We start from the raw sequence: 11,680 nt of genomic DNA on the forward strand, positions 1-11,680 counted from the left end.
GAATAAAGAACTTACGTTCGTATATAATAGAACAAACGTTCTTTGTTAGAGAGGTTATTTCAATGGATTATGAGCAGATTCCAAATCGAATCATCATGTGTATAGACATGAAATCATTCTTTGCTTCTGTTTCATGTGTGATAAGAAGATTAGATCCTTTAAAAACAAGACTTGCTGTTGTAGGAGACACAAAACGGTCAGGATCTGTCGTATTGGCTGCTACACCTTTATTAAAGAAAGAAGGGATTAAGACAGGAAGTCGACTTTTCGAGATCCCTAAAAGGAAAGATATTCATGTGGTAAACCCTTCTATGGAGCGATATGTGAAAGCTTCTAATTATATTTCAAGCCTAGTGTTACAATATGTTGCTCCAGAAGATTTCCACGCCTATAGTATTGATGAATTGTTCATTGATGTCACAGCTTCTTTACACTTATTTGCTCGGACGCCAGAAGCATTAGCTCATAAAATCATCCATGAGATTTATCAAAAAACAAGACTGACAGCTACAATAGGTATCGGTCCTAATCTCTTGTTAGCTAAAGTTAGTTTAGATCATGAAGCCAAACGTAACCCAAGAGGAATAGCTTATTGGCGGTATGAAGATGTACCTCATAAGTTATGGTCTATCTATCCTATGAGAGATTTCTGGGGGATTTCATCAGCTACAGAAAGACGATTAAACGGTTTAGGGATACAATCCCTTAAAGAATTAGCCCTATCTTCTAAAGAACTATTGCAAAAAGAATTCGGTGTTCTAGGTACAGAGCTTCATCAACATGCTAATGGCATTGATTATAGTCGTATTTCGGAAGTCTACATTCCTCATTCTCGCTCATTCGGAAAGAGTCAAATTCTACTTCGAGATTATACTAGTCGAAAAGAAATTGAATTACTACTATTAGAACTCTTGGATGATGTTTGCTTTCGCTTACGGCTCCATCAAGTTGTAGCGCAAACTATTCATTTATCCATTGGCTATAGCAAACAAACAGGGAAAGGATTTTCTAGACAAAAGAAAATGATCCGGGCCTCTAACTTAAGCCAAGATATTTTCCCTTACTGTTTAACCATTTTACATACGTATGACACTGGAATGCCGATTCGATCCATAGGAATTTCTTTATCGAATACAACGATTCAAGAGGAAGAGCAAATGAGCTTATTTGAAGATATTGATAAGCGTGAAAAAGCCTATGCGCTTGCTAAGACAGTTGATGAAATTCGTACTCGCTATGGGAAGAATAGCCTTCTTCGGGCTTCAAGCGCTCTCGATTATTCAACAGCTCGTTATCGAAATGGCTTAATGGGAGGACACAAAGCATAGGGAAGGGAAGTGGAGAAGAAGAAAATAATAAAGGAAAGCTAAGTAACCTGATTGACATTTACTTTATATAAAAATAAAAGCTACTCTTTAGAGTAGCTGAAATATAAATACATTTATATTATTGAACCTATTACAGATTCTTAGTCAACCCACAAGTGGTACACTTACGTAGATATTGTCCATTTCCAACTTTAGTTTTAAATCTTGCATTTCCACAATGGTCGCATCGACCACTGATGCGATCAGGTAATTCAGAGTATTCATAAACCTTATTTAAATCAAGGTTTGCATATTTATCTTCGTTGTTTTCCATAGTACCTATAAACCTCCATCATTCAATACATGCTGACTCATCATAACATAAAGATTAATAAAAAGCCTTCTAAGTATACTTAAAAGGCTTTATCTCTATATTAAACATTTTCTTCTCTTTTTCTTCTCAAATTTGCTCTTATGATTTCCTTTCTAAAATATTTTCCATGAAGTTCAAAAAAGATTAAAGTTAGGATTGCGAAAATGAAAAATCCTCTATTATAATAGCTTGTGTTTTCTATACTATCTCGATATTTTTGAAAGAAAACAACTGTAAGTAAGCCAGAGGTTACGCCCAGTAATAAATAAGCATAGCTATCCTTTTTATTAAATATCAAAGTAAATATAGCTAAACTTAAAGCAAGGATGACACAGGTAGCAATTCCCTCATTCAAATCATTTAAGATAAGTTTTTCAAACTTTGCAACACTGACTCCAATCCATTCTCCGACTATTTCAAGGGGTTTAAGAATATCCATGTATTAAATCTCCTTCCTCTGAAATGTTCCAGTCACAGGTTTTTTCTTTGGCTTTGTTGGTACGTCTTCAAAAATGGCTGCTGCTAAGTAAAAGAAGATGGCAACACCACTTGTGATAGCAGCTCCAGTCATATAATTTAATTCAGGATTAGCACCAATTGAGGAAAAACTGAATACATGACTTACTAAAATTAGAGATGTTATAACATTTATTGTGCCTATACTCATAAATCCTGCACGCCATTTCTTTTTAAGGAAAAGCATAAGATATACAAGGGAAAGGAAAGAAAGGGGAACCTTATAATCATCAATAAACCACATAATAGCTTCCATATAAATACTCCTCCATATTTCAACTTAAGATTTATAACATCAACCTTTATATAATATATTATAACATAAATGATTATAAATTGTAATAGATAGATGTGAAAAACAAGAAAAAAGAGCACTTTATAAGCACTCCTTGCATTATATATGCAGTATTCAATTAGTTCTTTTCTATTTCGTAACCTACTAAGATATCACAATCTTCATCTTCATAAATGGGAGTTAACGTATATAATTCCGCACTAGCTTCTGTATTATATTCTCCTGTGCATTTCCAACATTCAGTGTAACATTCGGTATTCCAACCAACCAGTGCATAAACCTCGTTTCCTTCTAATTCCACTAAAGAAATATCTTCGTCATTCCACCAAGTTCCTACATTCTTTAAAACTTGCCTCATTTAAACACGTCCTTCTTTAGCTAGGTTCTTTTTAGTAGACTTAAGGGATTCTCCAAGAACACTATTTTGGCCAAGAAGTTTATTTATTTCACTTTCAGATAAGCTTTTAGCTGTATCTACAAAAAAACCCGTTTCCTTCACCTTGTTATTTTCCATTTTTATTTCCCTCACTTTATAGAATTAATGTAAATTATCCATACCATGAAGCATTCTAATCATTTCGTGATGAATGTGGTGCCTAGTTTCCCCATAAGTTGTATGGTCATTTTTTTCGAGAAAATCAATCATCAATTTTCTTAACTTATAAAACCTCGCTACCTCTCTTAAGAAATATTCCATATACTCATCTTTTCTTCCAGCAGAAGGAAAATTGTGTATTGCATCTGCAAGTAAACCCATGCATCGAGTACAATAAGGAGGTATATCATTTACAGCCATTCCGATATTTCTTTGACTGCAAAGGAAACTTACTATAATATCATTACACTTATCTACTAACTCGCCTTTAGATAAGGCCCTCAACTTTTCAAGTGTATCTTCATCCTCTTTAGAACGAAATGAAGCTTGTTGGACTTCTTCCTCAAATTTATCAACAAGTTTCTGTTCTTGTTCTTTATATACATCTATACGTTTTTCATGAATATACTCATAAGTTCTTACTTGTCTTTCTAAACTTTTAATTTTGTCATATTTTTTACTTCGTAAAAACATCTCCCATAAACCCCCTGCTTAGCTATGAATTTAATCTTATACTCTGAGACTTGATAATCTGTTTAACATTTCTTCGTTACTGTTATTAGTAATTCTTTTAGTTGATTTAAATTGATATTGTGAAGGGAGCTGATCTATTAGGTTTTTCATTTCATCATAAGGTAAATAAACTTCTAAATCATCAATATCAAAAATAGTAGTAAATTTAAAACCTATTGATATATAGTCCAATCCAAATCCAGAAACAGACTGGAACCAAAAATCCCATTCAGTAAAGGCTAGTAAAGTAAATAATTCATTTTTATGGATAGACTTTGTAATGTAGCATAAAGAAATAAAATCACTTGGAGAATTAGCAATAGCCTTTAATACCATCATTTGTTCTTCACTAAATGATGGATTAGGAAGAGCTTTTATTTCTTCTAAACGTTTTTTAATCAGAGGGAGAAATTCATCTTGAAAAGGAAATTCATCATATGAAGCTTTAGTTTGCAGGATTTCATCATAAGTTAGTTCATTTTGAAAATATTGATTTAAAGCCTCCTTATTAAAAACACTATGATAGCCACCCCAATTTAAAGGGGAATATCCATTTTCTAAGAATGTCTCTTTAAATAATAAGAATTCTACAGGGTCTGCTTTAATGGCAACATCTATGTCAATATAATCTAACAGCTCAATTAAATTCATTTTACAACTCCCTCAAATTTGGTGTTACATACTTTTCAATAGCCTCTTGAATAGAATTAGCTTCTCTATCATCTTGTTCACTATCTAAATATATCGGTACTACTCTTCCTGTATCCCATACTTTTAAATCAAAGCTTTTATCTGTTGACTTATTGTAAAAGCAGTAACAAAAAGATATCGGAATTTCAACTAGCGCCCACCCTGTAATATCAAAATTTTCTTTTTCAATATAAGCTATACAATTATACAAACGAGCTAATTCTCCATCTTCCCCTTTGTATTTTACTTGTTTCAGTTTTCTCATATTAAAAATGTAGTTTTTTAATAATGCTCCTAACTGGTCAGGAGTAGTGTTTTTTAATAATTCTTCCGCAATTTTTAATTTATTCATTAAAGAGATCCCCCCTTTATATATGACTCTGTTCTTATACTTTAAAGCTTGATAAGTAATTTAATATCTCCTTATCTCTTTTTTCAAGAGATTTTTTGGTGAATTCTAAGTGTTCATAAATTTTTTCATAATGATAGTGGGGAAGTTGATCTATTAGGTTTTTCATTTCATCATAAGGTAAATAAACTTCTAATTCATCAATGTCAAAGATACTAATAGATTCAAAAATGATAGCTGCATAACCCCATCCACCTCCAAAAGCAGTCATGAAACCAGGATTCCACTCTGTTAAAGCTAACAAAGTTAATAACTCATGTTTATGGATAGACTTTGTAATATAGGGTAAAGAAATAAATGCATTTGGAGTATCCAGTAGAGAACGAAATATAATCATCTTCTCTTCATCCCATACAGGTTCAGGAAGAGTTTCGATTTCCTCTAAACGCTCTTTGATTAAAGGAATGAATATGTCTTGAAAGGGTAATTCAATCTCTGGTAAGTCTACAGATTGTAGAATATCATGATAGGTTATCTCGTCTTGAAAATATTTATTTAGCGTTTCCTTACTAAAAACTGTTCGATATCCACCCAAATATAAAGGTGTATACTCTTTTTCTAAATGTAGTTCTTTAAATAACAAAAATTCTACAGGGTTAGTTGTAATATCAGGGTCTATTTTAATACGATCTAATAATTTAACTAAATTCATGCTTTAACTCCCTTTTCAATTTTTAACGGGTAGCGTTTGGTAAACAACGTTTGTTGATCATCTCTATAAAGTCTCCCACTGTAAATAAATAAACCTTTAACATCTTCACCCTTTATAACTTTATAAGGGTCTAACAATGCAATACCTAAACATTCTTTTAGCATCTTCTTGTGCACTACTGCTGGAATATCATTAAATATAAAGTCAAGATTACTAAGGTCTGAAATAATAGCTTCCTTTTCCATATAAACAATGTCAATATCACTTGGCCCATCTGAAGAAAGACTTAATAGTACTTTAAACTTCGATTCTCCTATAGAATCAAGAGCTTCCTTAACGATATCTAAGTTTTTTTCATTATCAATTTCTATTGTGGTAAGCTTAGCCGAACCTATACATTGAGGTATGGGGCAACGATTTACCTCACAGAATCCCCCGCATTCATCACAGATATAAACTTCTCTCTTCTTTAACATGAAAATACCTCCTACAATTTCCTCTTAAGATATCTCTAGACTTTTCAAATAATATCTTCATTTGAACCTAATTAAATAATCATGATATTTGCTCTTAACCTCGTTGTATTGTTCTTTAAATGTTATAGGGAGTTTAAAATCACCCCTAACTTCACTTACAGCACCTAAATCTAAATATGACACCATATCTTCAAAAGTGATTAGGTTTAAAACCATATCCATATATCTCTCTAAATCTAGTTCAAATTTCTCTTGGGTTAATTCCTCGTATTGATCATCATGGTTAACTAAATCACTTAAAGCTCTATATACAAGGATTAACTTCCTTACATATTCTCTTCCTAAATCATTTGTTAATTTACCTTGCAATTCATATAGACTTTGGTAGTCCCTAGTGAAATCCTTCCAGATTCTATTAAGCAACAAATCCCATTCCAATCGTTCCTTACTAAAGTATGGAATCTCTAAGTCATATATCGTAGCCTTATTTAATATTCCTTCTATTTCATCATTAATATGAAGTAGCTCATTTTTTAGAGTAGGATATTTATTTATATCGTCTTCTATATATTTTCTAGTTAAGCTTAGCATTTTGTTAACTTCGCTCAATGTTCTTTGTAGCTCTTCAACTAATCCTTCTTCCTTCTTTCCTTCTCCAGTCACCTCAAAATTCACTTTAGTTTTCCTCCTCATTTTGCTTATAATATTTAATTTCCACTCTATTATTTTCTAGGTCTAACTCATGAGTTAAGGACAACCCGTTTCCGGACTTCACCTCTACCATGTAATTTCTATTAATCAATGGTTCCTCAAACTGAATTACATGTAAAGTTTCCGACTGCCCTTTTACCCGTTTTTTTTGATACTAGAAGGATTCTTTCTTAAAGTTATTCTTTTTAATATATCTTTAAAATCCTTAAATAACATCTGGACCCTCCCTATTAGTTACTCTGTAGTTCTTCATTTAATCTATACTTAAAGTTTCTCCCTCTTCCTGGTTTCCCTGTTATAAGAAGATGTTCAGAAAAATCTACTTTAGGATCTAATGTCAATACGACACTCTGTCCTTTCTTTTGAATTTCTTTAAAATAAGCTAAATCTGCTAATATATTCAGGAAACCCATTCCTGATACTTTCTCTTCCTTTAATAACTTTTCCAATGAATCAATCTGTTTTTCAATCGTCATCCTAAATCCTCCCTTTTCTTCTTTTATAGTTCCCTACATAATATATTATAACATAAATGATTAATAATAGGTGAATATAAATGTAAGAAATAAGAAAAAAGAGCACTTTATCAGTGCTCCTTTCATTGCAAAAGATATAACTAAGAGTATGAATACATTATTACTAACAGAAAAACTATAAAATCGTACATAAAATGTTGGAGATAAGTACACCATAGATTCTTAGACCACAAGTATAAAATAACTTTTATAGCTGAAGGTAACCCTATCACTATTAAACATTGAACGATATTAAAATCGTAAGTCCATAAGTGGGCCAAGCCAAATACTAAACAAGAAAACAATATTGAAACATACAGATTAAGCATGCGTTTCTTAAAATTCTTTTTTAAACACAAGCTTAGAACTAAAAAGAAAGTTGAGAAGAATAGAATTTCTTCTCCAAGTAATCCTATAATGAGCTTAATTACCTGAACTATACCCTGATCTTCAATACTAGGGTTTGAGTCTAGTGCATATGAAGATTTAGTTATAAGAAGTGCAATTGACATCGATATTAAAAGGGCAACAACACTAAAGTAAAAGGCCCATTTTATTTGTCGCCAGGAGATCTTTTTAAAAAACCATTTAATATTTTTTCTAAATAATAGATAAAAGCAAAGAACCTGTATTAAAGTGAAACATACAGTGGATATGAGATTACGAGAGATAGAATTTTGTTCCGTCACTATACGGATTAGATTTTGATAAAAATCAACATCAGCAGTATATATAATTGTCACTAATAGGGATACAAGAAATTGAATAATAAATTTATATGTTGGAATAGAGCTTATAGCCTTAAAAATATCTTCAGTATCATTCTTTGTTTCCTGAACATAAGAATTAAACCATTCATTAAGTGATTGTTTTTCGGTAGATTTCTTTGTTTCAGATAGCAAAGTTTCCTCTCCTTTATATAAGGTTCACTTCTATTATTCCCAAAATAAATAGGAAGCTTTAGCTTCCTATACCAATCCTACAGGCTATGAGTTAATAAATCTTTATCTGATTCTTTCTCCATATTTTCAAGTAATTCTTTCAGCAATACTTGAGCACCTTCAGGACTAATAACTATATTTTCATTCCCAATTTTAAAGTTTTGAGGGGTTATTTCTCCTGTAATAACACAGGCTTGAGAATGATGATATTTTTTTAATACAATTTGTTCTCCATCAACAAATATTTCTACTGGATCTCTGTTATCTAAGGAAAGTGCCATTCTTAATTCCTTTGGAATAACAATACGGCCTAGGTGATCTACCTTTCTAACAATCCCTGTACTTTTCAATCTTATACACCTCCAAATTTTCTAGAAAACAAACTAATAATTAATTAACTGTGAATTAATATGTTTTGCCACTTTCTTTAATTTTCTTCCTTCAATATAAGGCACCTCTACCTTAGTAGTCCCTCCAGAACTATTACTAATTTTCAAAGTGGCCGTATATGAATGTAGTAGAAGTAAAACTCCAAAAACTAGTAATAAAAACATAACAATACCAACATTAGAGCTAAAAGCTGAAAATCCTACTGGTAGAGTAGAAAGCGCTCCCCAAAATGTAAGCCATGCACCTATTAAGAACCTAAAGATATGCAACTTTGTAGATGTCTTGACTGAAGAGATGCTACGATAAGTTAAATCTTCACCACTAGTACCCAAAGGTAAAATTCCGAGAATAGCATTTCTAGAGTGAATACTAACCCGTTTGTTAGAAATAAGAAAATAGGTAGGAAGCCAAAAGAATAATAGACTTTTACGGCAAGCTATGTCAGCAATTATTTGTTCGCTGCTGTTATTTAATAAATTTTTCATTGCGCCCTCCTTTCTTACCTCTCTAGTCCTCTATCCTCGAATTGTCTCATAAGAGATCTGTCACGTTCTCTATTTACAATACATTGGTCAATAGCTTCTGCAAGGGGTTTATGATTAGCTACAGACCTTTTAGATGCTTCAAGTAACTGTTCTTTATCCACCCGATTCCATTCTAGATTATATCCAGATGCCTGAGCTAGATGCTCTGCAAATATCCTAGTCGAACGTCCGTTCCCCTCTCTAAATGGATGCAGGATATTTATTTCTGCTACATGGTAAGCTAGCCGATCACTAAATTTCTCCACATCCATCTTCTTAAAATCTTCTCGTTGTAAGTTTTTAAAAATATCCTGAGAAGCACCTTCAATGAATCTACAAGGGGCAAACATAAAATTATCCTTCGCAATATCTTCTTGTCTAATCTCTCCGGCAAATTCATAAATATCTTGAAATAGATACTTATGAATTTGTTGAAGATGTTTTAAATCGAAATCTCCCTTTATGGGGTTTTCTTGTAATTCTAATGCTCTTAAACCGGTATGCATTCTTTCAAAATTGTTTAGCGTCTCTTGGTCTTGGATATCTAGTTTATTTATTAGTACATCTGTTCCAGGATAGCAATACCTACTTTGGGCCATATAATCTTTTTACCTCCTCCACAAATTGCTCTTGCGTAATTTCTCCTCGTTTTCTACGTTTAATTAATTCTTCTTCTTGTTTAGAAAACTCCATACCTTCTACTGCAAAATTCGCTTTTACATTTTCCATTGCTTTATCAATATCGAAACCTTTTTTAGACATAACTTATTCCTCCTATATATTCATTTTATAAAAATGTATGAATTCTATCTATAAATTCTGTTATTCAACCCAAATTTTATATCACCCTATATAATATATTATAACATAAATGATTAAAAACATACAGGTGTTATTGTAAAAATAAAGAAAAAAGAACACTTTTTTGAAGAGTGCTCTTTCTACTGAGATAATTGATTAATTTCATTCGTATAGCTGTCTATTTTACTTTTCACTTCATCACTTGAAGCATCACCTTTTTTAAGCTTTTCGATTTGTTTTTGTCTAACTTTAATCATTAGATCCTTGTTACCTTTACTCTTAGCAAAGTCGTAACCTTCATCAAACTTTTCTAGACCAATATAAGCTTCAACAACCATAGATTCTCTACGTCCATCTAACTCAACGTCATCTTTATATTTTAAAACATTTTTAAAGTCGTTATTTAGATAGCTTTTCTCAAATTTAATAATTGGATTCTTCGTATTAAGATTCTTAACCTCATCCAGACGATCCTTAGCTACAAGGAAATTGACTATACTAGATGCAAAACGTGGCTCTGCGTCTATAGCTTTTTGGAAGTTATCTGTCATTAAATATGAGAACAAAATAGATTTCTGATTAGATTTACTTAATTCTTTGAAAGGCGTATCCATATGTTCAAATTCTTTTACCGCATTTTCATAGTCCTGAATAGAAGCATATTGTAATCCCTTTGTTAAATAATCGTTTTCTTCCTGAGCATTAGCAACTGTATCCTTTGCCTTACTAGGAGAATCATTATTTGAAAAACTAGCTACTGCCCAAAGAAGGACCATTACGCCTACAAAAGAAACCGCAGCAATTTTCAATTTGGAGTTACCAAAACTCACCTTAAATTTAGGTTGTGATTCTTCAGAATCACTCTCTAGTGCTCTAGCACGATTTCTACTTTTAATAGCTTCTTTATCTACTTTATTTACCTTCTCTTTTGGCTTCTGAGCATTTTTGGCTTTTTCTATTTTACGTTTGTTTTGCAATGCTTTATTAGCCGATTCATCAACTGGTTTTTTCACTTCTTTTTCTTGATTCTTTTTTAAAGAAGGCATTCGCTGGAAAATAGATTTTTTAGTTTCCTCTTCTTCTTTTATTTCTTCAGTTTCTTTTTCTGCCTCTATTGTAGCTCGAATATCATCAAATGCTTCAGCAGCAAGAATTCTAGAAACAACCCCATATTTTTGAGCGCTTGATTTTTGAGAAGCTGTTTCAATTCCATTATATTTTAATTCGTCAAATGATGTGGGTGTAACCATAAGAAGAGATAAGCGCTTAATTTGAGTCAATAAATCTTCTTCATACCCTAGACTTGGCATAAGATTTTTTATTCCCATATAAACAAGCTTAATTTCACCTGTATAAATATTAATCAATATGTTCTTATCATCTAAAACGGTAACAAAATTAGGATATTCACTTAACTCCTCCGCCATAGCACAAAGTTGCTCAATGAAGAGGTATTTTATATTGTCCTCTGCCTTCATTTTAAAAAAGCTAAATGGAACATAATTCTTCTCTACTTCTACTGACATAAAGAAATGACTTCTATTTTCACTAAAATTCATTTCGTTAATTGAGAAAAGAAAGGGTGCATGATGTAAATCCTGTAACTCATCAATCGAATTTATGTTAGTGCTTGTTATTGGAACTTCGTAAGTTACAATATTTCCAGAAAACCCCAAAGTTCCATCATTAAAATTTAACTTCTTCAAGTTTTAACCTCCTTATAAGAGATGAAATATCGACCAATAGCTTCAAATATCATCAAATTTTATATTAATGAAAATATACAAAACTTACAATATATCAAAGGAAGCATATACACATATGCTTCCTTTCTATATGGTTAGACATTAATTGCTTGACCAGATTGTTCTAAATTAGGAGTTTCTGTTGTTGATTCCTCTGGTTGTTCTGGTGTTTGATTTTCGTTACCTGGTTGCTCTGTTTCTGGTTGCTCCGGTGCAGGAGTTTCAGT

Annotated in this window: 19 protein-coding genes; 1 reads left to right on the forward strand and 18 read right to left on the reverse strand. The window is 31.9% G+C overall.

The features are described from left to right. Nucleotides 1–62: 62 nt before the first annotated feature. Complete coding sequence (locus BM012_RS22815; RefSeq protein ID WP_061802854.1) at nucleotides 63–1,328, forward strand: Y-family DNA polymerase; 1,266 nt, start codon at nucleotides 63–65, stop codon at nucleotides 1,326–1,328. Nucleotides 1,329–1,458: 130 nt separating this feature from the next. Here BM012_RS22815 and BM012_RS22820 read toward each other — a convergent pair whose 3' ends face one another. From BM012_RS22820 to BM012_RS22895, 18 genes are all read right to left on the reverse strand, one after another. Beyond that, complete coding sequence (locus BM012_RS22820) at nucleotides 1,459–1,641, reverse strand: DUF8096 family protein (protein ID WP_061802853.1); 183 nt, start codon at nucleotides 1,639–1,641, stop codon at nucleotides 1,459–1,461. Nucleotides 1,642–1,741: 100 nt separating this feature from the next. Further along, entirely contained in the window at nucleotides 1,742–2,119 is a 378-nt protein-coding gene (locus BM012_RS22825; protein WP_061802852.1) for a hypothetical protein, read from the reverse strand. 3 nt (nucleotides 2,120–2,122) lie between these two features. Then, nucleotides 2,123–2,452, reverse strand: coding sequence for a hypothetical protein (locus BM012_RS22830; protein WP_061802851.1), 330 nt, complete (start codon nucleotides 2,450–2,452; stop codon nucleotides 2,123–2,125). A gap of 157 nt (nucleotides 2,453–2,609) precedes the next feature. Continuing rightward, the gene (locus BM012_RS22835) at nucleotides 2,610–2,849 is read right to left on the reverse strand and encodes a hypothetical protein (RefSeq protein WP_061802850.1); all 240 of its coding nucleotides are present in this window, start codon (nucleotides 2,847–2,849) and stop codon (nucleotides 2,610–2,612) included. Next, nucleotides 2,850–3,005: a hypothetical protein gene (locus tag BM012_RS26600; RefSeq protein ID WP_161939280.1), complete on the reverse strand. Its 156-nt coding sequence runs from the start codon at nucleotides 3,003–3,005 to the stop codon at nucleotides 2,850–2,852. 24 nt (nucleotides 3,006–3,029) lie between these two features. After that, the gene (locus BM012_RS22840; RefSeq protein WP_061802849.1) at nucleotides 3,030–3,560 is read right to left on the reverse strand and encodes a hypothetical protein; all 531 of its coding nucleotides are present in this window, start codon (nucleotides 3,558–3,560) and stop codon (nucleotides 3,030–3,032) included. A 36-nt stretch (nucleotides 3,561–3,596) separates the two neighbouring features. Beyond that, complete coding sequence (locus BM012_RS22845; protein WP_061802848.1) at nucleotides 3,597–4,250, reverse strand: hypothetical protein; 654 nt, start codon at nucleotides 4,248–4,250, stop codon at nucleotides 3,597–3,599. A 1-nt stretch (nucleotide 4,251) separates the two neighbouring features. Further along, on the reverse strand, nucleotides 4,252–4,641 hold the full coding sequence (locus tag BM012_RS22850) for a hypothetical protein (protein WP_061802847.1): 390 nt from the start codon (nucleotides 4,639–4,641) through the stop codon (nucleotides 4,252–4,254). 34 nt (nucleotides 4,642–4,675) lie between these two features. Next, nucleotides 4,676–5,350: a hypothetical protein gene (locus BM012_RS22855; protein ID WP_061802846.1), complete on the reverse strand. Its 675-nt coding sequence runs from the start codon at nucleotides 5,348–5,350 to the stop codon at nucleotides 4,676–4,678. Then, nucleotides 5,347–5,826, reverse strand: a complete 480-nt coding sequence (locus tag BM012_RS22860; RefSeq protein WP_061802845.1) for a hypothetical protein — start codon at nucleotides 5,824–5,826, stop codon at nucleotides 5,347–5,349. The genes BM012_RS22855 and BM012_RS22860 overlap by 4 nt, the downstream gene beginning before the upstream one ends. A gap of 57 nt (nucleotides 5,827–5,883) precedes the next feature. After that, complete coding sequence (locus tag BM012_RS22865) at nucleotides 5,884–6,501, reverse strand: hypothetical protein (RefSeq protein WP_061802844.1); 618 nt, start codon at nucleotides 6,499–6,501, stop codon at nucleotides 5,884–5,886. A 266-nt stretch (nucleotides 6,502–6,767) separates the two neighbouring features. Then, on the reverse strand, nucleotides 6,768–7,013 hold the full coding sequence (locus tag BM012_RS22870; RefSeq protein WP_061802843.1) for a hypothetical protein: 246 nt from the start codon (nucleotides 7,011–7,013) through the stop codon (nucleotides 6,768–6,770). 140 nt (nucleotides 7,014–7,153) lie between these two features. Beyond that, complete coding sequence (locus BM012_RS22875; RefSeq protein WP_061802842.1) at nucleotides 7,154–7,954, reverse strand: CPBP family intramembrane glutamic endopeptidase; 801 nt, start codon at nucleotides 7,952–7,954, stop codon at nucleotides 7,154–7,156. Nucleotides 7,955–8,031: 77 nt separating this feature from the next. Further along, nucleotides 8,032–8,343, reverse strand: a complete 312-nt coding sequence (locus tag BM012_RS22880) for an AbrB/MazE/SpoVT family DNA-binding domain-containing protein (protein WP_061802841.1) — start codon at nucleotides 8,341–8,343, stop codon at nucleotides 8,032–8,034. A gap of 33 nt (nucleotides 8,344–8,376) precedes the next feature. Beyond that, complete coding sequence (locus tag BM012_RS22885; RefSeq protein ID WP_061802840.1) at nucleotides 8,377–8,868, reverse strand: hypothetical protein; 492 nt, start codon at nucleotides 8,866–8,868, stop codon at nucleotides 8,377–8,379. A gap of 14 nt (nucleotides 8,869–8,882) precedes the next feature. Further along, a complete protein-coding gene (locus BM012_RS22890; protein WP_082802489.1) occupies nucleotides 8,883–9,506 on the reverse strand; it encodes a Fic/DOC family protein in 624 nt (207 codons plus the stop codon). Further along, on the reverse strand, nucleotides 9,493–9,669 hold the full coding sequence (locus BM012_RS26605) for an antitoxin VbhA family protein (protein ID WP_161939279.1): 177 nt from the start codon (nucleotides 9,667–9,669) through the stop codon (nucleotides 9,493–9,495). Before BM012_RS26605 ends, BM012_RS22890 begins: the two co-directional genes overlap by 14 nt. A 179-nt stretch (nucleotides 9,670–9,848) precedes the next feature. Then, nucleotides 9,849–11,414 carry an outer membrane protein assembly factor BamD gene (locus BM012_RS22895; protein WP_061802839.1) on the reverse strand — a complete coding sequence of 522 codons (1,566 nt, stop codon included), beginning with the start codon at nucleotides 11,412–11,414 and terminating at the stop codon, nucleotides 9,849–9,851. Nucleotides 11,415–11,680 lie beyond the last annotated feature (266 nt).

This window comes from Priestia endophytica DSM 13796, assembly GCF_900115845.1.
Taxonomy (GTDB): domain Bacteria; phylum Bacillota; class Bacilli; order Bacillales; family Bacillaceae_H; genus Bacillus_I; species Bacillus_I endophytica.